Origin of the sequence: Thermosynechococcus sp. B3 (genome assembly GCF_030323045.1) — a bacterium.
In the GTDB taxonomy this organism is placed as follows: Bacteria; Cyanobacteriota; Cyanobacteriia; order Thermosynechococcales; family Thermosynechococcaceae; genus Thermosynechococcus.
This window is the reverse complement of record NZ_CP097584.1, coordinates 1651110-1675156: the sequence shown is the minus strand read 5'-3', so window position 1 is coordinate 1675156 and position 24047 is coordinate 1651110. Positions and strand designations below refer to the sequence as shown.

General features: G+C 53.8%; 25 protein-coding genes and 1 tRNA gene. 15 read left to right on the top strand and 11 right to left on the bottom strand.

Annotation, left to right across the window (positions count from 1 at the left end; all coding sequences use genetic code 11):
- Positions 1 to 64: 64 nt before the first annotated feature.
- Positions 65 to 748 (top strand): O-methyltransferase, encoded by a 684-nt coding sequence (locus tag M0646_RS08400; protein ID WP_286625314.1) that lies wholly within the window; start codon positions 65 to 67, stop codon positions 746 to 748.
- Between the two features lie 33 nt (positions 749 to 781).
- Here M0646_RS08400 and M0646_RS08395 read toward each other — a convergent pair whose 3' ends face one another.
- Both M0646_RS08395 and M0646_RS08390 read right to left on the bottom strand, forming a co-directional pair.
- Positions 782 to 1135: a hypothetical protein gene (locus M0646_RS08395; protein ID WP_149819908.1), complete on the bottom strand. Its 354-nt coding sequence runs from the start codon at positions 1133 to 1135 to the stop codon at positions 782 to 784.
- Complete coding sequence (locus tag M0646_RS08390) at positions 1136 to 1675, bottom strand: HEAT repeat domain-containing protein (RefSeq protein ID WP_286625313.1); 540 nt, start codon at positions 1673 to 1675, stop codon at positions 1136 to 1138.
- A 63-nt stretch (positions 1676 to 1738) separates the two neighbouring features.
- On the opposite strand from M0646_RS08390, the gene M0646_RS08385 reads away from it, so the two are divergent.
- Positions 1739 to 1812, top strand: a tRNA-Asp gene (locus M0646_RS08385).
- 19 nt (positions 1813 to 1831) lie between these two features.
- Here the strand turns inward: M0646_RS08385 and M0646_RS08380 are convergent.
- Entirely contained in the window at positions 1832 to 2410 is a 579-nt protein-coding gene (locus M0646_RS08380; protein WP_149819904.1) for a M23 family metallopeptidase, read from the bottom strand.
- A gap of 107 nt (positions 2411 to 2517) precedes the next feature.
- Here M0646_RS08380 and M0646_RS08375 point away from each other — a divergent pair, with 107 nt between their 5' ends.
- Positions 2518 to 2781 (top strand): DUF3493 domain-containing protein, encoded by a 264-nt coding sequence (locus M0646_RS08375; protein WP_286625312.1) that lies wholly within the window; start codon positions 2518 to 2520, stop codon positions 2779 to 2781.
- Here the strand turns inward: M0646_RS08375 and prmC are convergent.
- Complete coding sequence (gene prmC, locus M0646_RS08370) at positions 2778 to 3653, bottom strand: peptide chain release factor N(5)-glutamine methyltransferase (RefSeq protein ID WP_206200408.1); 876 nt, start codon at positions 3651 to 3653, stop codon at positions 2778 to 2780. The genes M0646_RS08375 and prmC overlap by 4 nt on opposite strands.
- A gap of 78 nt (positions 3654 to 3731) precedes the next feature.
- Between prmC and M0646_RS08365 the strand changes: the two genes are divergently transcribed.
- Positions 3732 to 4085 carry a hypothetical protein gene (locus M0646_RS08365; RefSeq protein ID WP_149819898.1) on the top strand — a complete coding sequence of 118 codons (354 nt, stop codon included), beginning with the start codon at positions 3732 to 3734 and terminating at the stop codon, positions 4083 to 4085.
- On the opposite strand, the gene M0646_RS08360 is transcribed toward M0646_RS08365, so the two are convergent.
- Together M0646_RS08360 and M0646_RS08355 are read right to left on the bottom strand one after the other, a co-directional pair.
- Positions 4082 to 4996: a DMT family transporter gene (locus tag M0646_RS08360; RefSeq protein ID WP_286625310.1), complete on the bottom strand. Its 915-nt coding sequence runs from the start codon at positions 4994 to 4996 to the stop codon at positions 4082 to 4084. The two genes, M0646_RS08365 and M0646_RS08360, sit on opposite strands and share 4 nt — an antisense overlap.
- On the bottom strand, positions 4983 to 6782 hold the full coding sequence (locus tag M0646_RS08355) for an aspartate kinase (RefSeq protein ID WP_286625309.1): 1800 nt from the start codon (positions 6780 to 6782) through the stop codon (positions 4983 to 4985). The genes M0646_RS08360 and M0646_RS08355 overlap by 14 nt, the downstream gene beginning before the upstream one ends.
- Before the next feature lie 136 nt (positions 6783 to 6918).
- Between M0646_RS08355 and ftsH the strand changes: the two genes are divergently transcribed.
- Genes ftsH through purB form a run of 4 tightly spaced genes read left to right on the top strand, consistent with a single transcriptional unit; the run spans position 6919 to position 13478 of the window.
- A complete protein-coding gene (gene ftsH, locus M0646_RS08350; RefSeq protein ID WP_286649513.1) occupies positions 6919 to 8847 on the top strand; it encodes an ATP-dependent zinc metalloprotease FtsH in 1929 nt (642 codons plus the stop codon).
- 14 nt (positions 8848 to 8861) lie between these two features.
- A complete protein-coding gene (locus M0646_RS08345) occupies positions 8862 to 11006 on the top strand; it encodes an ATP-binding protein (protein ID WP_286649512.1) in 2145 nt (714 codons plus the stop codon).
- A 31-nt stretch (positions 11007 to 11037) separates the two neighbouring features.
- Positions 11038 to 12126, top strand: coding sequence for an LOG family protein (locus M0646_RS08340; protein WP_149819890.1), 1089 nt, complete (start codon positions 11038 to 11040; stop codon positions 12124 to 12126).
- A gap of 56 nt (positions 12127 to 12182) precedes the next feature.
- Positions 12183 to 13478, top strand: a complete 1296-nt coding sequence (gene purB, locus M0646_RS08335; RefSeq protein ID WP_286649511.1) for an adenylosuccinate lyase — start codon at positions 12183 to 12185, stop codon at positions 13476 to 13478.
- On the opposite strand, the gene pyrE is transcribed toward purB, so the two are convergent.
- Positions 13475 to 14044, bottom strand: coding sequence for an orotate phosphoribosyltransferase (gene pyrE, locus M0646_RS08330; protein ID WP_149819886.1), 570 nt, complete (start codon positions 14042 to 14044; stop codon positions 13475 to 13477). The genes purB and pyrE overlap by 4 nt on opposite strands.
- A 14-nt stretch (positions 14045 to 14058) precedes the next feature.
- Positions 14059 to 15525 carry a cysteine--tRNA ligase gene (gene cysS / locus M0646_RS08325; RefSeq protein WP_286625306.1) on the bottom strand — a complete coding sequence of 489 codons (1467 nt, stop codon included), beginning with the start codon at positions 15523 to 15525 and terminating at the stop codon, positions 14059 to 14061.
- Positions 15526 to 15623: 98 nt separating this feature from the next.
- Between cysS and rpsN the strand changes: the two genes are divergently transcribed.
- The 3 genes from rpsN to M0646_RS08310 all read left to right on the top strand — a co-directional run bounded on the left by rpsN (position 15624) and on the right by M0646_RS08310 (position 17980).
- Entirely contained in the window at positions 15624 to 15926 is a 303-nt protein-coding gene (gene rpsN / locus M0646_RS08320) for a 30S ribosomal protein S14 (protein WP_011057663.1), read from the top strand.
- Between the two features lie 43 nt (positions 15927 to 15969).
- Complete coding sequence (locus tag M0646_RS08315) at positions 15970 to 16257, top strand: 4a-hydroxytetrahydrobiopterin dehydratase (RefSeq protein WP_286625305.1); 288 nt, start codon at positions 15970 to 15972, stop codon at positions 16255 to 16257.
- Positions 16258 to 16342: 85 nt separating this feature from the next.
- The gene (locus tag M0646_RS08310; RefSeq protein WP_286625304.1) at positions 16343 to 17980 is read left to right on the top strand and encodes an acetolactate synthase large subunit; all 1638 of its coding nucleotides are present in this window, start codon (positions 16343 to 16345) and stop codon (positions 17978 to 17980) included.
- Here the strand turns inward: M0646_RS08310 and M0646_RS08305 are convergent.
- Both M0646_RS08305 and lepB read right to left on the bottom strand, forming a co-directional pair.
- A complete protein-coding gene (locus M0646_RS08305) occupies positions 17977 to 19716 on the bottom strand; it encodes an FAD-dependent oxidoreductase (RefSeq protein ID WP_286625303.1) in 1740 nt (579 codons plus the stop codon). The two genes, M0646_RS08310 and M0646_RS08305, sit on opposite strands and share 4 nt — an antisense overlap.
- Positions 19713 to 20360: a signal peptidase I gene (gene lepB / locus M0646_RS08300; protein WP_399374375.1), complete on the bottom strand. Its 648-nt coding sequence runs from the start codon at positions 20358 to 20360 to the stop codon at positions 19713 to 19715. Before lepB ends, M0646_RS08305 begins: the two co-directional genes overlap by 4 nt.
- Positions 20361 to 20557: 197 nt before the next feature.
- Here lepB and M0646_RS08295 point away from each other — a divergent pair, with 197 nt between their 5' ends.
- The 4 genes from M0646_RS08295 (at position 20558) to M0646_RS08280 (ending at position 23099) form a co-directional block, all read left to right on the top strand.
- Positions 20558 to 21112 (top strand): protoglobin domain-containing protein, encoded by a 555-nt coding sequence (locus tag M0646_RS08295; protein ID WP_149819878.1) that lies wholly within the window; start codon positions 20558 to 20560, stop codon positions 21110 to 21112.
- A 79-nt stretch (positions 21113 to 21191) separates the two neighbouring features.
- On the top strand, positions 21192 to 21587 hold the full coding sequence (locus M0646_RS08290) for a roadblock/LC7 domain-containing protein (protein WP_149819876.1): 396 nt from the start codon (positions 21192 to 21194) through the stop codon (positions 21585 to 21587).
- 17 nt (positions 21588 to 21604) lie between these two features.
- Positions 21605 to 22195: an ATP/GTP-binding protein gene (locus tag M0646_RS08285; RefSeq protein WP_149819874.1), complete on the top strand. Its 591-nt coding sequence runs from the start codon at positions 21605 to 21607 to the stop codon at positions 22193 to 22195.
- A gap of 22 nt (positions 22196 to 22217) precedes the next feature.
- Entirely contained in the window at positions 22218 to 23099 is an 882-nt protein-coding gene (locus M0646_RS08280) for a DUF4388 domain-containing protein (protein ID WP_286649510.1), read from the top strand.
- Between the two features lie 84 nt (positions 23100 to 23183).
- Here M0646_RS08280 and M0646_RS08275 read toward each other — a convergent pair whose 3' ends face one another.
- Positions 23184 to 24047 (bottom strand): fructosamine kinase family protein, encoded by an 864-nt coding sequence (locus tag M0646_RS08275; protein WP_286625298.1) that lies wholly within the window; start codon positions 24045 to 24047, stop codon positions 23184 to 23186.

Below are 24047 nucleotides of genomic sequence, written 5' to 3'. Positions count from 1 at the left end.
TAAGGTAGAGCCACAAGAAGTCGCTGCCGGAAATACTCCCATGAGTTTTAGTCCAGAGTACCTAATGACAACAGAAGCCTTAGCCCATAACCAGAAAAGAATGGACGGCTATTTTGGTGATTTTTTTGGCTTGATGCGGAAGGCACTTGTTGCTGGTGGCTCAGAACTGGGGTTGGGGATGACACTTTTTTCTCTGGCGGTGAGTATTCGTGCTACTCGCATCATTGAAATTGGCCGCTTTAAGGGATTTTCAACTCTCTGTCTAGCAAGTGCCCTACGATTCATTGATATTGGCTGGCAAGAACCACAACAACATAAGCAGCGACCTGACATCAATTACAACGAATTTGAAGCGCCGAAAAAACGACAACTGCTTTCAATTGATCCATTTCCAACCAAGGAAGCTGAGGAATTAATTCTTGAAGCAAATCTTGAAAACTATGTTGAATTTATTAATACCCGCTCAGATGAAGTCACGATTGACGGTTTAGTTGATCTCATTTTCATTGATGGTGATCACAGTTATGAAGGGTGCAAAGCGGATGTCTTCAATTATGTACCGTGGTATTTACGACCGGGGGGATACTTTATTTTACACGACTACTATGGCTGGTATGATGCCGCAGGGAATAATAACTCACCCGTTAAGCAGGTCATTGATGAATTGATTGCAGAGGAACTATTTGAGCATATCTTAATTGATACTGGCTATCAATCTTTTACCGTTTTTAGAAACTCCAATCCTTAGTAGACCACTTTCCTTAGCTTCTATGAGTCAACCCTAACTCTGAGATAGATATTCGTTAATGTTCAGTTCATCACTAACATTGATATTGGGGTTTTCCTCATCGGGATAGAATACAATTTCTAATCGTACTCTACCCTTATGCCAACCCGTCTTATCGAGCATCATAACTCTTGCTGAGCAACCTCTAACTAATGGTGGAATCAATCTAGCATCATTAAAAATAAGATTTAGAAATTCTTCTGGATAAGTAATATCAGTATTACGCTGTTTGTAAATAATCCTTGAGTTATCATCTTCATTCGGGATAAAACGAATGACCTCTTCGCGATCAAGAACATGGCAGTTTGTATTCATAAGTGCTGGTACAGATTTTATTGAGTCTTTCACTTAGTATAGCCTAATCCTTGTCAAAATTAGGTTTCCTGCCTCGCTGATGGCGACAATTTGGCGATCGCGCCCAAACAAGGCACATCCCACCTGTAATGACCGTCTGATGGGAGCAGCACAATGGGCATGGATATAGGTAATGGCGCGCTCATCAATGCGGTTGGCAATGTGGCTGAGAATCTCAGGTAAGGCTTGGGGAGCCATTGTTGCTAAAAATTTGAGGGCAGCCTCAACCGCTGGTGCTTGCCACACCTGATGCAGAATCTCTGGGTCTAAGCCTGCAAGGGCACAAAAGGCGGTGAGAATTTCCTGGCGAGCATCCGCAAGGTGGTGATCCGTTTCGCTGTCATGGAGCAGGCGATCGCGCAACAGGTCATGGGCTTGATCAAGGTTGACGTGCCTAAGGCTGGCAATTTGACTCACCGCAGCGTAGCGGACACGGGAATTTTCATCTTGGCTGAGGGGTTGAATGAGCCGAAAGGCATCGTTGGGGTCAAGGCTACGCAGTTGATTGATGCCCCGCAGGCGATCGCCCTGCAAGGCAAATTTAACCAGTTGACAAGGCTATGATTTTCCTGATAGTCTAAAAATCGCTCAAAAATTGGGACTGTAGTTCAATCGGTTAGAGCACCGCCCTGTCACGGCGGAAGTTGCGGGTTCGAGCCCCGTCAGTCCCGTTAGTTTTTAATCAGAAAGTTATCGCTGGGCTTGGCTACCATACATGGCCTGTAGAACCACGGCAGGGTTGACCAATTGCCCTCGGTGGCGGAGCGTCCAGTGAAGGTGAGGTCCGGTGGTGCGGCCTGTCATGCCCACGCGACCAATACGTGCCCCCGTGGGTACCCGCTGCCCCTCTAGGATGAAAAGGCCACCGGCGCGATCGACCATGGCTCGGCCTTGGGGGGTCTGCTCAACCCGCCCCATCATGTGGCAGTAAACGTGTTCCCAAGCCCCCGATTGAATTCGTACCAGTGTGCCACAGGCGGTGTGATCGGAAACTTCAATCACCTGCCCGACCCACCAATTACGGATATAGCTCCCTTGAGGAGCGGCAAAATCAAGGCCATTGTGAAATTCGGTCGTGGGTTCCCCTGTGGGCGATCGCCGGTAGCCAAAGGGAGAGGTATAGCCTTGGAAATTTTCCACAGGAAAGGAAGCATCGCTCCAGCGGAGTGTCCCTGCACCAGTATTTTGGGAGGGTTGACTGAGTTGGGGAATTGCAACCGTGCTACCCAAGGCGATCGCCAGTGCTACACTGATTCGCTGCCAATGCATATCAAACTCCTCACATCTCTTTTGGCCTACGGCCTTAGACCGTTATTGATGCACACCGTTCCCCATTGTAGGGACGTAGGATATTTTCAGGTGATGGGAAAATCAAAATGGCTACTCACAAACCCCAGCAATCGGCTGAAGTGACTCAATCAACCCTGCGCGATCGCCTGCGAGCCGAGGCAGTGGCTCCCTATCGGGGACTACGGCGCGTTTTCTATGCCGTTTTTGCCGCTTCCGGCCTCATGGGTGCCTTTATCCTTGGCCTCAAGGGATTGGCGGGCACTGCTGGTAACGATTTGGCGTGGAATCTGGCATTACAAATCGGAGTGGTTGCCCTGATGGTTGCCCTCTGGCGCTGGGATCGCGGCTAAACTGCTTGAGCGAGCAAAAAGCGATCGTGGCCACTGAGATCCCGAAGAATTTCCACTCGTTCATAGGCTTGGGTGGCCATTGCTAGCGCCGCCACAGCTTCCCCTTGGGTTGCCATCAATTCGATAAAGAGCCAGCCTTGGGGCTGAAGATACTCTGGCGCCGTCTCAACAATCTGACGAATCGCCTGCAAGCCATCCGCACCACCATCGAGGGCAAGGGGGGGTTCATGGTACTGCACCTCAGGTTGGAGAGTGGCCACTAGGCGGGTGGGAATATAGGGAGGATTACTGACGATGCCCTGCACCTGCCCTTGCAGATGGGTAAGGGGGGCAAACCAACTGCCAACATAGCAGCGCACGCGATCGCCCAAAGCGTACTTTTGAATATTGACTTGCGCAACCTCTAGGGCCTCAGGGCTACAATCTACAGCATGCACCAGCGCCGCCGCAAATAACCGCGCCAACCCAATAGCGATCGCCCCACTCCCCGTACCCAAATCCAGCCAATGCCCCTGTTGTTGCCAAGGGGGTACCGTTACTGCCACCACTTCTAGGAGTTCCTCTGTTTCTGGCCGAGGAATCAACACACTGGGGGTGACAACTAATTCCAGATCGTGCCAGTGAACCGTACCAATGAGATATTGCAGGGGAACCCGCTCCTGCCAGCGGCGTTGCCAACGCTCTTGGAGTTCTGCAAGGGGCAGTTTTAGAGGAATCTCGGGCGGAAATCGGCGCAGGGTGATGTCAAGGGGACTCAACTGTGTGAAGGCACTGAGAAATTGTTTTAACTCCCGTAGGCCACTCTCGCGCTCAGGGGCTGGAATGATCGCCTGTGCCCAGTGCCACCATGCTTGGAGTGCCTCGCTACTCACGAATATATCTTGACCCTTGTTTTCTGAGGATACTCGTATCAAAATAGCCCTAGAATTTCTAACTGTGCCTTATCCACTGTGGCAGATTTTCAGGAACAGCTTCAACGTCTGCAAGAGCAACTGCAACGGGCGCAGGCGCGAGCAAATGAACTGCCGTCACTGGTTCCTGAACCGCCCCAACCGCCTGTAGATCCCGAAGCCCCGGAATGGGCGGATGAGCGGGCACGGATTGAGGCCCGCGTGCGCAGTGAAACCTCTGTTGCCGAACTTCAGGCACAACTGATTGAAGCCCTCTTGGACAATGAACGGCTACGGCGTGCCCTAGAGGAGGAACGGCAAAATCATGCCCGTACCCGTGAGGGACTCATTACCGCCTTGGGGGATGCTTTGGATACCCTCAAACAGCGGCGGCGATCGCCGAAACCCCCCTAGGGACGAGGCCACAGTGCTACGCTTAAGCCCACCAGCACCAGACTGCCCCCCGTCATCACTGCCGTTGTCGGCACCTCACCAAACAGCAGCAGGGCAAAGAGACTCGCAGCAATCGGTTCTACCAACACCAGAAGGGTTACCCATGTGGGGGAGAGCCAACGCACCCCCCAATTGAGACTGGTGTGCCCCACCAACTGGGGGATCAAAGCCAGCAGGAGAATCGCACCATAGAGCTTCAGCGGCCAACCCGTGTAGGCAAAGCCAAGGAGGGGCGGCAAGGGGAGGAGCACCACAGCAGCAGTGGCATAGGCAACAAGGGCATAGTGGCGAATCGCCAGACCCGCCTTTTGAGCCGCTTGACCACAAATAAAGTAGGCACTGACCGCCCACGCCGCCGCGATCGCCAGCGCATTTCCGAGTAAGGGGTTCCTTGCCACAGCACTGGTCGGTTCTGCCGTTCCAATCAGGGCACTGCCACCAAGGGCGATCGCCATGCCCACCCAAGCACGGGGTTGAAGGGTTTGTCGCTGCCAAAGGTACCCGACGAGCGCCGACCAGATGGGCGTTGTGGTCACCAGCGTTGTTGAGGCTGCCACCGAGGTGTAGTTCAGTGACGTAAACCAGAGACTAAAGTGCGCCGCAAGGGCAACCCCAGCCGCCAGTGCCCAACGCAGATTTTGGCGAGTCAGGTCTAGCCACGGCCACGTGTAAAATTGCGGGATCAAAAAGAGAGCAGCCAAACTCAGGCGACCACTGGCCAAGAAAATACTCAACCCCACGGTCATGCCTAGGGAATCGGTGGCTAAACCAGCAACCCCCCAGCGCACCAGCACAGCAGCTGTAGAAACCGCCAACACGCCCACGCCGAGGACAAGGGCAATTTGCCAATGGGGCGGTCTATTTACCGACATCGGGAATGACGACGGGAGCCTCACCATCTAAACCAAAGGCCGTATGCACCGCCCGCAGCGCCCGCACCCCCTCGGATTCTGCCACCACACAACTCACGCGAATTTCCGAGGTGGCAATCATTTGAATGTTGATGTTCTCACGGGCGAGGGCAGCAAACATTTGGGCAGCAATCCCCGGCCGGTGGATCATCCCCACACCGACAATACTGACTTTGGCGATCGCTGTATCTATGAGGATGTCGCCGTAGCCCAATTGGCTCTGAACCCCCCTGAGCAGTTCCGTGGCTCGCTCGGCATCGGCAGAGGCCACCGTAAAGGCAATATCGCGGGTGATCACCCCCCCTAGGGAGCGCGATCGCTGGGATTGGATAATCATATCCACGCTAATGGCGGCATCCGCAAGGGTCTGGAAAATTGCCGCCGCCATACCGGGGCGATCGGGCACATCGCGAATCGCAATCCGCGCCTGCTTGGGATCAAGGGCAACGCCCCGCACCGCTGGGGCATCGGGGGTCTCTTGGGGGACAGTGGTGGCGGCTTCCACATCAAAGGTTTGGGAGAGAACAGCGATCGCTCGACCTGCATCCGCTGCGGCCACTGTACAACTGACATTCACTTCAGAGGTGGAAATCATTTGTAGGTTAATGCCCGCTGCCGCCAAGGCCGAAAACATCTGAGCGGCTACTCCCGGTCGGCCAATCATCCCTGCACCGGTGATACTCACCTTGGCAATGTCGGCATCCACGAGCACATCCGTCTCTTCAACCCGTGGATTCAAGCGGGGATAAAAGGCCACAGCAACAGCCTCGGCTTGTTTAAGAACGCGCTTTTGCACGGTGAAGGCAATATCGTTCGTTTGCCCTTCGTGAATGGATTGGATAATCAAATCCACATCAAGGTTTTGCCGTGCCAGTTCGCCAAAAAGCTGTGCCGCAACGCCGGGGCGATCGGCCACCCGCAGTAGTGCCACCTTCGCCTGATCCGTATCCAGCGCCACACCATCCACAGGTTTGCCCAGTTCAAGATTTTCCGCGGGACGCGGCGGCCGCGATGGTGCAATGACACGGGTACCGGGATCATCCGTCCAACTGGAGCGCACCACCAAATCCACGCCATAGTTGCGGGCAATCTCCACGGCGCGGGGGTGCAAGACCTTTGCCCCTAGGCTCGCCAACTCCAGCATTTCATCGCAGGTAATCTCGCTCATGAGTTGGGCATTGGGCACCAGTCGCGGATCGGTGGTCAAAATGCCGGGGACATCGGTGTAAATTTCGCAGCAATCTGCCCGCAGCGCCGCCGCCAAGGCCACAGCCGAGGTATCCGAGCCACCCCGCCCAAGGGTGGTGACTTCAAAATCCGCAGCAGCAGTAATCCCCTGAAAACCCGCCACAACCACCACTTGTCCTTCTTTGAGATGCCGTTCGAGGCGCTGGGTCTCAATGTGGAGAATGCGGGCACGGGTGTGGGCCGGTTCGGTGACAATGCCCACTTGGGCACCGGTGAGGGAGATGGCGGGTTCCCCCAAGGCATGGAGCGCCATCGTCAATAGGGCGATCGAGACCTGCTCCCCCGTGGAAAGCAGCATATCCATTTCCCGCTGACTGGGGCGATCGCTAATGGCATAGGCCAGTTGCACCAAGCTATCCGTAGTTTTGCCCATGGCCGAGACCACCACCACTACCTGATGTCCCGCTGCCACAGTTGCCTTGACCCTGCGGGCTACCGCTTGAATGCGCTCGACACTACCGACGGACGTGCCGCCATACTTTTGTACAATCAGTCCCATGGGCGTTCTAAAGAGAATGCTGTCCTATTTTATATTTAGGGCGGTGATTCTTGGCTGTGGCTGACCCAAGGCGCTAGGGAACTAAAAAATCGCTGTTAAACTGGAAATTAGAACTGAATTTCGGAAACGGGTGCCGATGAAATACGCTCAACGCCTTTCCCAACGGCTGAGTCAACTGGCTTTGGTCGTGGGTCTCTCGTTAGCTCCCACTCACATTGGTTTAGGGCAATCGAGCAATAACAACACCGTTTCCTACAGTCAATTCCTCAATGCCCTCAAGGCGGGTGAAGTCAGCTCCGTCGAACTCTATCAGGAACAGAGGCTAGCCAAGTTTCGCCGTAAAGATCAACCCGAACAATCTCCCCCCCAAGAGGTACGGCTCTTTGATCGCAATCCTGAACTTGTAGAACTGCTGCGCCAAGTGAGTACCCGCTATGACACGACGGTGCGGGTGGTGCCCTCTAGCAGTGATGGGGCAGTGGTTGGCGTCATTTCTAACTTGATGCTGGGCTTCTTTCTGCTGATTTTATTCCTGATGATTTTGCGGCGGGCAAGTAATGCCCCCGGCGGCCCTGGGCAGATTCTCAACTTTGGCAAATCCCGCGCCCGCTTTCAAATGGAGGCACAAACGGGGGTGACCTTTGGCGATGTGGCTGGGATTGAAGAGGCCAAAGAAGAGCTGCAGGAGGTTGTGACCTTTCTCAAGAATTCAGAGAAATTTACCTCCATTGGTGCCCGTATTCCCAAGGGGGTGCTGCTAGTTGGGCCACCAGGAACCGGAAAAACGCTCCTTGCCAAGGCGATCGCCGGTGAAGCCGGGGTTCCCTTCTTTTCCATTTCTGGTTCTGAATTTGTGGAAATGTTTGTGGGCGTCGGTGCCTCCCGTGTGCGGGATCTCTTCAGAAAGGCCAAAGAAAACGCCCCTTGTCTGGTGTTTATTGATGAAATTGATGCCGTCGGTCGCCAACGGGGTGCCGGCATTGGCGGTGGCAATGATGAGCGCGAGCAAACCCTCAATCAACTCCTGACGGAAATGGATGGCTTTGAGGGGAATACGGGCATTATTGTCATTGCGGCAACGAACCGCCCCGATGTTTTGGATGCTGCCCTACTGCGTCCGGGTCGCTTTGACCGCCAAATTACCGTGGATTTGCCCAGCTACAAGGGACGCCTGCAAATTCTCCAAGTCCATGCGCGGGACAAGAAAATTGCTCCCGAGGTGTCCCTAGAGGCGATCGCCCGCCGTACCCCCGGCTTTTCGGGTGCCGAACTGGCCAACCTCCTCAATGAAGCCGCAATTCTCACTGCTCGGCGTCGCAAACCGGCCATTACCAATGCCGAAATTGACGATGCCATTGATCGCGTAACGATTGGCATGACGCTCACTCCCCTCCTCGACAGCAAGAAAAAGTGGCTGATTGCCTACCACGAAGTGGGTCATGCTCTACTGATGACGCTTTTGAAACATGCGGATCCCCTCAACAAAGTGACCATTATTCCCCGGTCTGGGGGCGTTGGCGGCTTTGCCCAGCAGATCTTTGATGAAGAGCGGGTGGATAGTGGCCTCTATACCCGTGCATGGCTCCTCGATGAGATCACCATTCTATTGGGGGGGCGCGCTGCCGAAGTGGAAATCTTTGGCGATGCTGAAGTCACCGTGGGTGCCAGTAGCGACTTGCGAGCAGTGGCCAATCTGGCGCGGGAAATGGTAACCCGTTACGGCATGTCGGATTTGGGACACTTAGCCCTTGAAACGCCGGGCAACGAGGTCTTTCTGGGTCGAGATCTCATGCCGCGCGCTGAATATTCTGAAGCTGTGGCCGTGCAAATTGACCACCAAGTGCGCGAGATTGTTATGCACTGCTACGAGATTGCCCGCAAACTGATCCGCGAGCATCGGGTGGCCATTGATAAGCTGGTGGAGCTGCTCCTTGAGAAGGAAACCATTGACGGTGATGAGTTCCGTGCCTTGGTGCGCCAATATACTACCCTCCCTGTCAAAGAACCCACTTGGAAGGCGACAGCGACACCAGTATCCTTTCGTCAGGGTGCCCAGCCGTCCTAGGCAAGGAGGCAACGGTGAGCCACGAGCGGCAGGCGGTTCGCCACCTGTTAGTCCTCGAAGACAGTGAGGGGCGGCGACCCATTTTGCTAGAGGCGGCAACCTATTCCATTGGCCGTGATCCAACGAATTCGATTGTGCTTCACTCCAAGATGGTGTCACGGCAGCACGCGATTTTGTTACGGGTGACCAGTCCTGAAACCAATAGCCATCTTTTTCGCCTCATTGATGGTGATTTGCAGGGTAAGCGCAGTACGAATGGCACTTTGGTTAATGGCCAGCGGATTGTTGCCCATGATTTGCGTGGCGGCGACATGATTGTGTTTGGCGGCGATGTGCGTGCCCGCTACTTGACCTTGACCAACATGACGGATACGGAGTTTCAGGATTTTTGCCGCAGTACTGATGTCTTAGGATTTCTTTCCAAAAGCACCAATCCCTTTGCAACACTTGTCCCCCTCAGTGACGGCAATATCGAGAATTTTAGTGAAGCGGCCTTAGTGCGCTTGGCCTCCTATCCGGAGCTGACGCCCAACCCAATTTTGGAAGTGGATTTAGAGGGGAGGGTGACGTATCTCAATCCAGCGGCAGTGATGCAGTTTCGGGATCTACAGCAACAGAAGTTGACTCATCCTCTATTGCTGGGATTGCCGGAACTCGCACGCTACATGAAGCAAACCCAAGAAAAAGTGCATATGCGGGAGGTGGAGTACCAAGGGCGCATCTACGAGCAATCGATTCACTACATCTATGAAAGTGAGCTGATCCGCAGCTATGTCATGGATGTCACCGATCGCAAGCGAGCCGAGGAACAACTGCGCAACCAAGCCCGCCGTGAGGCCATCATTAACCGCATCATTCAAGCCATGCGCACCACCATGGTGGCAGCGGAAGTCCTGCAAATTACCGCTGATTTACTCCTAGAAGCCTTGGGATCGACCCTCTGCCTGATTACGCAAACCCATGCGCCCAATAGCCCTACCTATGCCAGCCGTCCTCAATTTGTCAGCTTACCCAACCACTTGATTGCGCTGAACCAGCAGGCGATCGCCCTCTTTGAGCCTGCCCTCAGCAACGGTGAGCAGGTGGTCTTGGCGGCGAGTTGTACGGATTTACCGCAGCCGCTGCAAACGGATTTCAGAACCTTCAACGTCAACGCTTTGGTAATCACCCCGCTGATTTACCTCGGCCAACTCCTCGGCCAAATTACGCTCCTCGATTGGGAGTGGGAACCCAGTGAGGCAACGTCCGTTTTGGCGAGCGATCGCCAGCTTTGGCAACAAACTCTGCCCAAGTCTTGGACACCAGAAGATTTAAGCCTCGTCAAAACCATTGCCGATCAGTGTGCCCTCGCCATTCACCAAGCGCAGCTTTACCAACAGGTGCAAGAACTCAATGCGGATTTGGAGCGACAAGTGCGCGCCCGTACTGCCGAACTGGAACAGAAAATGCAGGAGCTAGAGCGGCTCAATGCCATTAAGGATGATTTCTTGAGCACCGTTTCCCACGAGTTACGTACCCCCATGGCCAATATGAAAATGGCCATCTATATGCTGAAGCAATTTGCCACCGACGATCGCCAGAAACGCTACCTCGACATTCTCGCCAATGAGTGCAACCGCGAAACGGAATTGATCAATGATTTGCTGGATCTGCAACGCCTAGAGGCAGGGCGCAGCCAGATTCAACAGGAGGTGATTGATCTCGACAGTTGGCTGCCCTCGGTGCTCGAACCCTTCCGCAACCGCATGCAACAGCGGCAGCAATCCCTTGAGATTTTGCGCCCCGCCACGTTGCCGCCCCTCCTCTCCAACCGCCATGCCTTAGCCCGCATCTTGGCAGAGTTACTCAACAATGCCTGTAAGTACAGCCCTGCTGGCGCACAGATTGTTGTCCGTTTTGGTCCAATCGGGGGCGATCGCCTGCAAATTCAAGTGAGTAATCCCTCAGAGATTCCTAGTGAGGAGCTACCGCGCATCTTTGAAAAGTTTTATCGCATTCCCAATGCCGATCCGTGGCAACAGGGGGGAACAGGTTTAGGCCTTGCCCTCACCCAAAAACTCGTGGAGCAATTGCAGGGTGAAATTAGCGCCGACAGTGAAGCGGGCATTACCACCTTTACCCTCAGCCTACCCACTGCATCAGGTGATCCCGCTGCCTGATAAAATAGGGTGCTAACGTTCTTAGGGTGCCATGACCCTTTCGCGAGTCGCTTTAAGTAGCCTACAGCAAGACCTTGAACAGTTAATTCGTCGCTTGGATAGTGTGCCCCACGGCGACGTGATTTACCAAGCCCTGCAACTTTTTCTGGATATTGCCGATGAGGAACTGGAACGACTAGATTGGAAGATTCTGCGTTCCTGCCTGCGGGATATGCACCAAGCCCTGCGGGTCTTTGCCCCCTATCGCCATACCCGCAAAATTTCGATCTTTGGCTCCGCCCGCACCCCCTCCACCGCGCCAGTCTATGAAATGGCGGTGCGCTTTGCTCAAGCGGCGAGTGCCACGGGGTTTATGATTATCACCGGTGCCGGGGGTGGCATCATGGAGGCTGGCAACAAAGGGGCAGGCCCCAATAAGTCCTTTGGCCTGAACATTGAACTCCCCTTTGAGCAGGGTGCCAATCCCTACATTGAAGGGGATCCGCGTCTGATTCACTTTAAGTACTTCTTTACGCGCAAGCTCTTTTTGCTCAAGGAAACCGATGCCATTGCCGTCTTCCCCGGTGGCTTTGGCACCCAAGATGAAGCCTTTGAATGCTTGACCCTCTGCCAAACGGGCAAAGCCCCCCCTAAGCCCTTGGTCTTGATGGACATTGCCGGTGGTACCTACTGGCAACATTGGGATCGGTTTATTCGTGAAGAACTGGCAGCCAAGGGACTGATTAACGGTGAAGATCAGGAACTCTACCGCATCTGCACCAGTGTTGAGGAAGGTTTAGCCTATCTGAGTGGCTTTTATCGTGTCTATCACTCTAGCCGCTATGTGGGCGATCGCTTGGTGCTGCGGTTGAACCAAGACATTAGTGATGCCGCCTTGGCAGAACTCAATCGCGATTTTCAAGACATCCTCGTGTCGGGGCAGATTGAACGCACTGAACCGTTGCCTCGGGAAGTGGAAGACGAGCAACCCATTAACCGCCCTGCCTTGACCCACACGCTCCACCTGCCGCGATTGATCCTGCACTTTAACCAGCGGGACTACAGCCGTCTTTACCAACTCATCTATCGCCTCAATGGCTTTGCCACGGCGGAAACTGTGTACCATCCCGAACGCAAATAGGCGATCGCCATTCGATTAGCTTGCAGTTTTTGATCACTCTAGATAAGCACACGCCCATGATCGAACGCTATACCCTTGCCCCAATGGGGAACCTCTGGACGGATGCCTACAAATTCAAAACATGGCTCGATGTTGAGATTGCGGTCTGCGAAGCCCAAGCCGAACTGGGACATATTCCTGCTGACGCCGTCGCTGAAATCAAAGCCAAGGCCAAGTTTGACCCCCAACGGGTGCTGGCAATTGAGGCAGAGGTAAAGCACGATGTCATTGCCTTCCTCACCAATGTCAACGAAAATGTTGGCGATGCCGGACGCTATATTCACCTTGGCTTGACCAGTTCCGATGTCCTCGACACCGGTTTAGCCCTGCAATTGGTGGCCAGTCTGACGCTGATTCAAGAGCAGTTGGAGCAGCTCATTCAGGCAGTGCGCCACCGTGCCCAAGAACATCGCTATACGGTAATGGTGGGACGCAGTCATGGGATTCATGCCGAACCCATTACCTTTGGGTTCAAACTCGCGGGTTGGCTGGCGGAATTGCTGCGCCATCGCGATCGCCTGTGCCAATTGCAGCGCACCGTGGCCGTAGGCAAAATTTCGGGGGCAGTGGGCACCTATGCCAATGTGGATCCGCGTGTAGAGGCGATCGCCTGCCAAAAACTCGGTCTCCAACCTGATACCGCTTCAACACAGGTGATTTCCCGCGATCGCCATGCCGACTATGCCCAAACCCTTGCCCTCTTGGGAGCCAGCCTCGAGCGCTTTGCTGTTGAGATTCGCAATCTGCAGCGCACCGATGTCCTTGAAGTCGAGGAATTCTTCTCAAAGGGACAAAAAGGCTCCTCTGCTATGCCCCATAAACGCAATCCCATTCGTTCCGAACGACTGACCGGTCTAGCGCGGGTGCTGCGGGGGAATGCCTTGGCTGCCCTTGAAAATGTTGCCCTCTGGCATGAGCGGGATATTTCCCACAGTGCAGTGGAACGGGTGATTTTGCCCGATAGCTCAATTCTCAGCCACTTTATGCTGGTGGAAATGACTGACTTGGTGCAGACGCTACAGATCTACCCCGAAAATATGCGCCGCAATATGAACTGCTACGGCGGTGTCATCTTTAGTCAGCGGGTGCTTTTGGCGCTGGTGGAGAAGGGGCTGAGTCGCGAAGCCGCCTATGCCTTGGTGCAAAAACACGCCCATGCTGCTTGGAATCAACCCAATGGCGATTTTGCAGCCAACCTCAAAGGGGATCCAGAGATTCAGCGCTACCTGACACCAGAAGAACTCGAGGCCTGCTTTAACCCTGAACATCACCTCAAGCACCTCGAGGAAATTTACCAGCGGTTGGGAATTTAGACCGCATTGAGGTAGGCTTCGAGGTCGCTAATCCGAAAGAGCGATCGCAGGGGTATTCCTTGAGCGGCAAAGGCAGCTTCCCCGCCCGCTTGGCGATCGACAATGGCCAGAACCTCATTGACCACATAGCCTGCCTCTTGGAGCCGCAGCACCGCCTTGAGGGCAGACCCCCCCGTCGTGATCACATCCTCAAGCACCGTGACCACCGCCCCTTGGGGCAAGGGGGGACCTTCAATAAAGCTCATCGTGCCGTGGCCTTTGGCTTCCTTGCGCACAATCAGCGCTGCCCGATCCTGCCCCTGCACATTGGAGAGCACGCTCACTGCCACCACCAAGGGATCTGCCCCAAGGGTGAGACCCGCCACCGCCACCGCTTCAGGGGCTAACTGCGCCAAGAAGAGCCGCCCCACAAGGTAAGCGCCCCGCGCTGAGAGGGTCACGGGTTTGCAGTTGATGTAGTAGTGGCTTTTTTGGCCAGAGGAAAGGATAAACTCGCCGGCACGGTAGGCATCGCGGCACAGAAGCGCCAAGAGTTCCTGACGCAGGTCAGCAAGGGAATCGTGCATAGGGTTCTCCACAGTTAGGGGGTTGAGCCAGCGGGCACGCGAAACCAATGGGTGGTGCCGTCCTTTTGATCCACGAGTTTGACCCCTTGAGCCAAAAGGAGATCCCGCAGGCGATCGCTCTCCGCATAGTTCTTGGCTTGGCGGGCAGCGGTGCGAGCGGCAATCAGGTTTTGAATCTCCTCATCGGTGAGTCCCATCGTTGGCGAAGGTTTTGGCGCCTCTTTGGCCTCTAGACCCAAGACCTGAGCAAGGGCAACCAAGGTGTGCCAATCGCGACTCACCTCAGCGGGCGATCGCCCCCAGTCTCCCCCGTGGAGATAGCGATGCTGCTCACGATTCAGGATTTTGGCCAGTTCAAAGATGACCGCTAGAGCTGCTGCGGTGTTCAAGTCCTCATCCATGGCCTGACAGAAGGCTTGGGTACTGGGGTGAGCTTTTACCGCCTCTGGATCAATGACGGGCAGGGAGAGCTGCCGATTGAGCTGTAGCGCCTCCTGCAGGGTTTGCCAGCCCTTGGCAGCGGCGGTCAGTGCCTCTGGCGTGAAGTCCAAGGGTTTGCGGTACTGGGCTTGTAGAACCAACAGGCGTAGAGCCATAGGATGTACTCCCTGAGCCAAGAGGTCACGAATCGTCGTGAAGTTGCCCAAGGACTTGGACATTTTTGCGGCGTTTACGGTTACAAAGCCGTTGTGGAGCCAAAATCGCGCTAAGGGCTGCTGGGTCACTGCCTCCGATTGGGCAATTTCGTTCTCATGGTGGGGAAAAATCAAATCCATACCGCCGCAGTGGATATCCACCGTTGCGCCAAAGGCCTGCCGCACCATCGCCGAGCATTCAATATGCCAGCCGGGGCGCCCTTTTCCCCAGGGGGCTTCCCATGGCTCATAAACAGCCATTTCCTCCCGCTTTGCGGCTTTCCAGAGGGCAAAATCAAGGGGATGGCGTTTGCGCTGCTCCTCCTCTTCCTCAATGCGGCCACTGGCACCGGCCATGAGTTGCTCAAGCTGTCGCCCAGAGAGCTTGCCATAGCTGGGAAATTGTGCCACGGCATAGTAAACATCCCCGCCGGCCACATAGGCATAGCCGCGATCCAGTAGCCCTTGAATGAGGTGAATAATTTCTGGAATCACCTCTGTCGCGCGGGGATAAGCAGTGGCAGGTAGGATATTCAAGGCCGCCATGTCCTCGTGGTAGGCGGCAATGTAGCGATCGCTCACTGTGGCCATTGTCTCGCCGTTCTCATGGGCACGGCGCAAAATCTTGTCATCAATATCGGTAAAATTTTGCACATAGTGGACGTGGTAGCCCAAAAACATCAGATAGCGGCGCAGCACATCCCAAGCCACGTAGGAACGGGCATGCCCCAAGTGGCAGTAGTCATACACCGTAACCCCGCAGGCATAAATCGTCACCCGCTCTGGGTGCAGGGGCGAGAAGGGTTCAAGGCGGCGAGACAGTGTGTTGTACAGATGTAAGGGCACAGAAACACCCCGCAAGGATCAACAGTTGCAGCAACAAATCGCTCTTTGATAGGATATAGGATACCAAATTGATCATTATCGAGGACAAACACACCCCCATGGCCAAAAAAAGCATGATCGAACGGGAAAAAAAGCGGCAACGGCTTGTTGCTAAATACGCCAGCAAACGCCAAGAACTCAAGGCTCAACTGGCCAGCGCCGAAACCCAAGAAGAGATCATGAGCATCCATCGTCAACTGCAACGGTTGCCCCGCAATAGTGCCCCTTCGCGGCTGCGGAATCGCTGCTGGTTGACGGGTCGTCCTCGTGGTTACTATCGCGATTTTGGCCTCTGCCGCAATGCCCTGCGGGAAATGGCCCACCAAGGGCTACTGCCGGGGGTCGTCAAGTCCAGTTGGTAAATTACCTCTGCTACCCTAGAGCTAATAGGGTTGAGGCACAACCATGGCAGAGCGACTCTCCGCAGCCGATATTGAGGCACAACTAGCAAACCTAGCGGGCTGGAAATTGGCGGGCGATCGCCTTGAGCAAACGTTTGTTTTCAAGGATTTTCTTGGCTCCATTGCCTTTGTCAATCGTCTGGTGGATCCCGCTGAGGCGGCCGGACATCACCCTGATTTATCCATCTCTTGGAATCGGGTCACGGTCTGCCTCACCACCCATGATGCCGGCGGCATTACCCAAAAGGACATTGATCTGGCCAAGGTGATCTCCGATCTGGCCGCGGCATAAATTTCGTCAGCATTTGCCAACATTTAAGGATTGGGCGAAAAAGACAGAACTACGATAGGAAGTAGTGCCCGCGATCGCCTATCCTATGAATACCGCCGAATTACTCGTGAAATGCCTTGAAAATGAAGGCGTAGAATACATTTTTGGTCTGCCGGGGGAAGAAAATCTTGATGTCCTGCAAGCGCTGCGTCGCTCCCCCATTCAATTTATCACCACCCGCCATGAACAAGGGGCGGCCTTTATGGCCGATGTCTATGGTCGTCTCACCGGTAAAGCGGGGGTGTGTCTCTCTACCCTTGGCCCCGGTGCCACGAACTTAATGACGGGGGTTGCCGATGCCAACCTCGATGGCGCTCCTCTTGTGGCCATTACAGGGCAGGTAGGCACCGATCGCATGCACATCGAGTCCCACCAATATCTGGACTTGGTGGCCATGTTTAGCCCGGTAACCAAATGGAATGCCCAGATTGTCCGCCCCAGCATTACGCCAGAAATTGTCCGCAAGGCCTTTAAGATTGCCCAGAATGAAAAGCCAGGGGCGGTTCACATTGATGTGCCCGAAAACATTGCCGCCATGGAAGCTGAGGGCTATCCCCTCAAGCCTAGCCCGCCCGAAAAAACCTATGCCTCGTTCCAGAGCATTCTCAAGGCCGCTGAACTGATCAATGCTGCTGAGAACCCCCTGATCTTAGTGGGGAATGGCGCTATTCGTGCCCACGCTGCCGCTGCCCTCACCCATTTTGCCGAAAAGCTGAATATCCCCGTGGCCAATACCTTTATGGGTAAAGGGGTCATTCCCTATCAGCACTCCCTTGCCCTGTGGACGGTGGGACTCCAGCAGCGGGATTACATTAGCTGCGGCTTTGATCATGCTGACTTAGTGATTGCCGTTGGCTATGACTTGATTGAGTATTCCCCGAAAAGCTGGAACCCCGATGGCCGCTTGCCCATTATCCATATTGCGGCCACCCATGCAGAAATTGACAGCAGCTACATCCCTGTTGTTGAGGTCGTGGGGGATATTTCTGACTCCCTCTATGAAATTCTCAAGCGAGCCGATCGCCAAGATAAGCCCACCCCCTATGCCGTCCAACTGCGCCAAGACATTGTGGCGGACTATTGCCAATATGCCCAAGATGAGGGTTTTCCTGTCAAACCGCAAAAGCTTATCTATGACCTGCGCCAAGTGATGGGACCAGAGGACATTGTTATTTCTGATGTGGGTGCTCACAAGATGTGGATTGCCCGTCACTACCATTGCGATCGCCCCAATACCTGCTTGATTTCCAATGGCTTTGCCGCAATGGGGATTGCGGTACCGGGAGCAATAGCGGCGAAATTGGTCTATCCGCAGCGGCATGTGGTGGCAGTCACCGGCGATGGCGGCTTCATGATGAATTGCCAAGAACTGGAAACCGCCCTGCGCATAGGAACCAACTTTACAACCATCATCTTTAATGATGGCGGCTATGGCCTGATTGAGTGGAAGCAGCAGCGTTACTTTGGCGAATCCGCCTATGTCCGCTTTGGCAACCCCGACTTTGTTAAATTGGCCGCAAGCATGGGACTCAAGGGGTATCGCATTGAAACCACCGCTGACTTTATCCCAACCTTAAAAACCGCCTTGGCACAGGATGTCCCCACCATCATTGATGTCCCTGTGGACTACAGAGAGAATCTGCGCTTTAACCAACGCCTTGGGGAGCTAAGCTGCGACACTTAGGCCACGTGTTCCACCCGCATCCAAGGAGCATAGGGGTTGATAAAGCCCGTCACTGTGATCCGTTGCCCATTTCTATAGGTTTGCAGGCGATCGTTCACAGTGGGGTGCAGTGTCACCAAAGGCCAAGACTGTTGCTCAGTGCGCAGTTGATAGGCTTGCTCCCCCAGTTTGGCAAACTCGCCCGTGACAGTTTGCATTCTTGGGCTCATGGTCATCGGCGTGGGCTGGGCGATCGCCACTTCTGGGGGTAGGGGGACTGTGGGATCAAAGGTGTTTAATGTCTGGAGTTGCCAAGCTTCCCATTCGGGATGTTGCGGCGGCAGGTTAAAGAAGGGAAAGATTGCCTGTCGGCACTCCTGAATCAGGGGCTTCAGATCAAGGGTGCCCACCAGTTGATGCAGCGATTTCCCTTGGCGAATGGCTGTGGCGGCTAACCACCCTGCCCCCTGCCCAATGCCCATCACCAGCGGTTGCAAGCGGGTGGCACCATTGGCAATATGGGTCACCGAGATATTTTTCTCTGCCACTAGAAAGCCCTCTACCGTCTGGGGAATCAACGACGTATAGGCAATCACGAAGGGCGTTCCCGTCCAACGACCGCCCCAACGGATGGACTTAGGCATCAGGGGGAGTTCCATCCCCGGATAGTGGTGATCGTTCGGATAGTTGCCGATGGCAATGCCAGTGTAGTGACCTTGGGCATCAACGGGCGGTGGCGCACTGGGGAGAATATCCTGCTCGTGAATTGTGGTGACACCCATCAGGCGACGACTTTCGCGGTAATAGGGATGGAGGGCATAGGCTCCCCCCCCTAGCTGTCTGGGGAATTGGGGAAAGGTATCCTCCGCTAAACCATAGCGGCGACCCAACTGTTGCTGCACATAACGGGCAAAATCTTGGGCGTGCCAGCGTGCCTCTTGGCAAAAGGCCTGTCGCTCTTGGGCAGAGCTAATCAGCCGTTCCAGACCCACCCCATAGTCATTCCCCTGCTGCGGCCAGTTGAGCATAAAGCGGTTTCCAGGCAGGCGGCCATAGTTGAGAAAGTGCAGCGGGTCATAGCCTGCCCAAGCACCGTTAAACTTGTGCTCATCCCAAAGGGGGGAAGGGGGAATCTCTGGGGCAGTGGCACCCTCACCGTAGTCCTGTAGAACCACAATCCATGTGGGGGCTTGAACGGGATAGGTTTGAGTCAAGGCTGTGGGGGCTGACGGTGCGGAGGGTTCTTCGGTGTCTGCCTGCCACTCCCAGCCCCAGCGATGAGGAATTTCCCCCAAGGCAAGGAGATCGCCGAGTTCTGTGGCGTCAATGGTGATTTGGGCATGGAGGGTGAGGGTGGTCAATTCCACCCCGAGGATGCGATTGCCTTGGCGCAAAACCGCTTGGGGAACTTCACCAACAAGCCACGTCAGGTTGGGGGTTGCCTTGACCCACTCGGCAAAAAGATCAGCGGCGACCTTTGGCTCAAAGGTAAAGAAACTCACCCAAGCATGATCTAACCCCCCCGGCTGTCGCTGGGCGATCGCCCGCAGAAACTCGCCCCACAGCCCGGTTTGCCACGCCATGAGTTCATTGCCATCGGGCGCAGCCACCCCAGCACTCGTGAGCATGCCCCCTAGCCAAGGGGTTTCACTGACCAGCACCGTTTGTGCTCCCATGCGAGCCGCCGTTAAGGCAGCAGCTACCCCCCCTGTGCCACCACCCACAACGAGTACCTCGGTGCGCAGGGTTTGCCTCACTGTTGCGGTTCCTTGGGATCGGTAATCAACCCCCAACGATCGGGGGGCCAAAAGCGAATCGCCGCACGACCAATAATGTAATTGCGCGGTACCACGCCCCAGCAGCGGCCATCAAAGCTGTTATTGCGGTTATCCCCCAAGACCAAGTAGCTGTTGGCAGGAATCACTTGGGGTTGAGCCAGATAGGGCTGAATACCGGCACAGGTATCGACGGAGGTAAATGTCGAGGGAGCTAGATAGGGTTCGGGTAGGGGTTGATTGTTGATATAGACGCGCCCTTGGCGGAGTTCCACGCGATCCCCAGGCAAGCCCACCACCCGCTTGATAAAGGCATCACGAAAGCCTGCCTGCTGCAAGGCCGGAGTTGGATTGAAAACAATAATGTCGCCGCGATGGGGGGCATGGAAATGGTAGCTGATCTTTTCAATAATCAGGCGATCGTTAATCAGCAGAGTTTCTTCCATCGAGCCGGTGGGGATATAGCGCGCTTCTGCTACAAAGGTACGAATACCAAAGGCCAAGAGAGCAGCCAGCCCCAAGGTTTTGGCCATCTCCAGCCACCAAGGTTCTGTCGTCTTTTCGGCCTTGGCTCTCATGGATTCAGGGGTAGAAGCATTTGTGGGTGGCAGTTTGCCATCGGCCATAGAAAGGAACTCCGCAAACAGTAAATCAACCCTGTACTCCACCATACCCCATCACCAAGGTAACAGCGCCCCGATGGCCAGAATCCAACAATTTTGAGAATCCAGTTAGAAGCGACAGGGTATTTACAGGCCTCAAGAAAGGTGCTAGCCTTTTGTCGGAAATTTCACGTCATCTTAGTATTGAAATCAAAAGTCCAATGGCTATCGATCCAACCGCCTTCATGGCAACTATGACTCGCCGTGTGCAGTTGACGGAAGAAGACAAATCGGTGCTTGCCCAAGCAGCACCTTGGGGTAAGGAAGTTGCCCCCGCCATGGCAGATGTCTTTTATGATTACCTTGGCAAAGATGAAGAGATGAATGCCATTCTCAACGCTACCGAAGGGCGAGTTCATCGCCTCAAACAAACGTTTGTGGAATGGTTTTACGAGATGTTTACTGGCATGGATCAGTGGGGAAAAAGCTACGCTGAACGCCGTTGGAGAATTGGACTTATCCATGTCAAGGTTGGGATTGGACCCCAGCATGTTGTACCAGCCATGGCAGTTGTAGTCAACGCTCTACGGCAAAAACTGCGCCAAGATAATCAATCGGAGGCTCTTGGGGATGCCTTAAGCAAAATTTGCATGATTGACCTTGCCTTTATTGAGCAGGCCTACTTTGAAGTCTCTTCCCAAGCAGTTCTTCAAGAGACCGGATGGACACAAGCGCTCTTTCAACGTTTAATTGCTCAAGGGGCAACCGCGATGTAGCAATTCTCTTCTTTATCTTCATTGGTATCTATTTGCTCTTGCCATCATTTATTCGATTTATTTTGGGCTAGGGGGTAAAATGGCCATTAACGCCGTCAAAATTGAAGCAATTCTGCAAAATTTTGTAGCCACTGCCAGCAATGTTCAAGGGGCAGCTCTGGTTTCTCCGGATGGCCTGACGCTTGCCGCTGTCTTGCCTAGCGGCATGGATGAAGAGCGTGTTGCCGCCATGTCAGCAGCCATGCTCTCCTTAGGTGAGCGGATTGGTCGGGAACTGAGTCGAGGACAAATTGAGCGAATTTTGGTGGAAGGCAACAGTGGCTATGGCATCCTGACTAGCTGCACCGAAGATGCAGTTTTACTGGTTCTTGCCGATGCTTCAGCCAAGCTGGGGATTATCAATCTTGAGATTAAGAACGTTATTGCCGATTTGCAACAACAACTCGTTAGTGTGAGTCCAACTGTTAGTCTCTAGCCTGAGGTCACTACCCAATGGAAATTATGCGAATCGTAGTGACCGGTGCAGTAGGCGCTGGCAAATCTACATTTATTCGCAAAATTAGCGAAATTGAGGCTGTAGACACAGATCGCAAAGCTAGTGATCATGTTGCTGATCTGAAGCCAACAACAACAGTAGCGATGGATTTTGGGCGCTTACAGTTTAGTGCTGATAAGGCACTTCATCTCTACGGTACTCCTGGCCAAGAGCGCTTTGATTTCATGTGGGACATTCTTATTCGCAAAGCCCACGCTTTCATTTTGCTAGTGAGTTCCCATCGTCCCCAAGACTTTCGGATGGCTCGGCGCATCGCTGCTTTCATGCGCCACCGCACTCAGATACCCATGGTCATCGGCTGCAGTCATGCTGATCATCCTGACGCTTGGCCGGTGGAAGAAATTGGGGTTGCCCTTGGCTATTTAGATCCCCAAAGACGACCACCAATGATATCTGTGAATAGCTTGGATCGTTTTTCGGTTGCCACAGCGTTGACAACAGTTATTCAAGAATATGTCCGATTCCAAGCTAGACCAATCACTTCTCCGGATGCCACCGCTACAGTCAAAAGACAACAACTTGAGTGATTGAATTCAAGAGGAGATTCCCATGAAAATTAGCGGTTACTTTTCAGAATTTTCGCTAGGAGAGGTTTTTCGGTTGTTGGAACAAGGGCAGCGTACAGGATGCCTCTCCATAAAGTTGATCAATATGCCAAACATTTTAACCGTGCTACCGCAATCGCAAGAGTACTACCTCTTTTTTCGTTATGGAAACGTGGTAGCAGCAACCACTACACTCAACCAACAAGGTTTGTGGCAATTGATTGAGCAGCGGAAATTATTACACCCTTTGACCATTCAACGAGTGATGGACCGATATTCTCAAAATGTACCCTTGGGGATTTTCCTAAAATCCCAAGGAATCTTGGACACACAGCAACTTAGTTTACTATTCAAGCATCAAGTGCTGACGCCTGTTCCTTACCTGTTTAGCCTTGAAGAAGGCTATTTCGAGTTTGATGGCCGTCATCCCCTGCCGTTTTCTGAAATGACCGGTCTGAGTGCTTCACCCCAAGCGATTACCCTAGCAGGTCTGCGTTTATTACGCGACTGGACATCCTTGATGGATAAATTGCCCTCGGAGAGCTCGACGATTGTCGCTTTAGTTCATGAGCCACCCTCTGTGCAGTTAAGCGCAAAGGAGTGGCAGGTATGGGAGCAAATTGATGGCACAACAACAATTCAAGAGATTGCTAACACGCTAGGCTTGCACATCTTAGAGATTCAAAAAATCTGTTTTTGTTTTATAGTGATGGGCTTAGTAGAAGAAATCATTAGCATTTCTCCTCCGCCAGCAACTACCTTTCCTAAGCAGATTGACCTAGGCTTGTCCAATAGGGAAAGTGATAATAGGGCTGGCGCCGAATTGAGTTATTCCTTCCTTAATGGAATTGTTAGCTTTTTGAGAAACAAAGCAAAAGATAATTAAGTGTTCCCTTTCATGACATCCTTCCGATGCTTACCTAAAGTTGTGGAGCATAGGCTTACCGACTAAGAATTGCTTGGTAAGCGTCTATTGGTCAAGAATCGCAGCCATCATTTGCTCTGCTTGAGTCCCATAACTGCCGCCAAAGAGATTGAAGTGATTGAGGATGTGGTACAGGTTGTAGATAGTTTTCCGTTGCCTATAGCCAACTGCTAAGGGATAGGTGGCGTTGTAGCCCTCATAAAAGGCTGCAGGAAAGCCACCAAAGAGTTCACTCATGGCCAAGTCCACCTCGCGATCGCCATAGTAACTGGCGGGGTCGAAAATGACGGGTTCCCCCGTACGACAAAAGGCAGCATTTCCCGACCAGAGATCGCCGTGCACTAGGGTAGGGGTTGGCTCATGGTTCAGGAGTTCTGGAATGGCTGCTAGGAGCTTCTCCGCCTTGGGAAAGTGTCCACCCCGACGGCGAGCCAACTCCAGCTGATAGCGCAGGCGAGCATCGCGGAAAAACTCCCCCCAGTTGTCTGACCAAGGGTTGATTTGAGGAGTGGCACCAATGGTGTTGTTTTCGCACCAGCCGTAGCGATCGCCAGTGCCCTTGAGGTGCAACTGTGCCAGCTCTACCCCCATTTGCCACCAATCTCCGGCACTGGTGAGGGGCAAGTATTCCAACACTAAAAAACTCGCGTCCTCAACCACTCCCCATAGCAGGGGAAGGGGAACGCGAATCGCTTGAACCTTGGCGATCGCCCGCAGGGCATTGGCTTCGGCAGCAAACATGGCCTGCCGTTCAGGGCGATTGAATTTAACAAAGAGGGTTTGCTCAGGATGTTGCCACACATAGGTGGTGTTGATACTGCCGCCCCCTACCGCAAGGGCTTTACCCTCATGGAGCCGCTGACCCGTCGCTGCGGCAAATTGATCCCACAACTGTTGCCAGCGACCCAC

Coding starts and splice junctions, on each gene's coding strand:
- M0646_RS08380 (WP_149819904.1), bottom strand. CDS start 2,410: ATGCATTGGCAGCGAATCAGTGTAGCACTGGCGATCGCCTTGGGTAGC.
- M0646_RS08375 (WP_286625312.1), top strand. CDS start 2,518: ATGGCTACTCACAAACCCCAGCAATCGGCTGAAGTGACTCAATCAACC.
- M0646_RS08285 (WP_149819874.1), top strand. CDS start 21,605: ATGGAAATTATGCGAATCGTAGTGACCGGTGCAGTAGGCGCTGGCAAA.
- purB (WP_286649511.1), top strand. CDS start 12,183: ATGATCGAACGCTATACCCTTGCCCCAATGGGGAACCTCTGGACGGAT.
- M0646_RS08290 (WP_149819876.1), top strand. CDS start 21,192: ATGGCCATTAACGCCGTCAAAATTGAAGCAATTCTGCAAAATTTTGTA.
- M0646_RS08360 (WP_286625310.1), bottom strand. CDS start 4,996: ATGTCGGTAAATAGACCGCCCCATTGGCAAATTGCCCTTGTCCTCGGC.
- pyrE (WP_149819886.1), bottom strand. CDS start 14,044: ATGCACGATTCCCTTGCTGACCTGCGTCAGGAACTCTTGGCGCTTCTG.
- M0646_RS08280 (WP_286649510.1), top strand. CDS start 22,218: ATGAAAATTAGCGGTTACTTTTCAGAATTTTCGCTAGGAGAGGTTTTT.
- M0646_RS08310 (WP_286625304.1), top strand. CDS start 16,343: ATGAATACCGCCGAATTACTCGTGAAATGCCTTGAAAATGAAGGCGTA.
- M0646_RS08355 (WP_286625309.1), bottom strand. CDS start 6,782: ATGGGACTGATTGTACAAAAGTATGGCGGCACGTCCGTCGGTAGTGTC.
- M0646_RS08295 (WP_149819878.1), top strand. CDS start 20,558: ATGGCTATCGATCCAACCGCCTTCATGGCAACTATGACTCGCCGTGTG.
- lepB (WP_399374375.1), bottom strand. CDS start 20,360: ATGGCCGATGGCAAACTGCCACCCACAAATGCTTCTACCCCTGAATCC.
- M0646_RS08400 (WP_286625314.1), top strand. CDS start 65: ATGACAACAGAAGCCTTAGCCCATAACCAGAAAAGAATGGACGGCTAT.
- ftsH (WP_286649513.1), top strand. CDS start 6,919: ATGAAATACGCTCAACGCCTTTCCCAACGGCTGAGTCAACTGGCTTTG.
- M0646_RS08315 (WP_286625305.1), top strand. CDS start 15,970: ATGGCAGAGCGACTCTCCGCAGCCGATATTGAGGCACAACTAGCAAAC.
- M0646_RS08340 (WP_149819890.1), top strand. CDS start 11,038: ATGACCCTTTCGCGAGTCGCTTTAAGTAGCCTACAGCAAGACCTTGAA.
- rpsN (WP_011057663.1), top strand. CDS start 15,624: ATGGCCAAAAAAAGCATGATCGAACGGGAAAAAAAGCGGCAACGGCTT.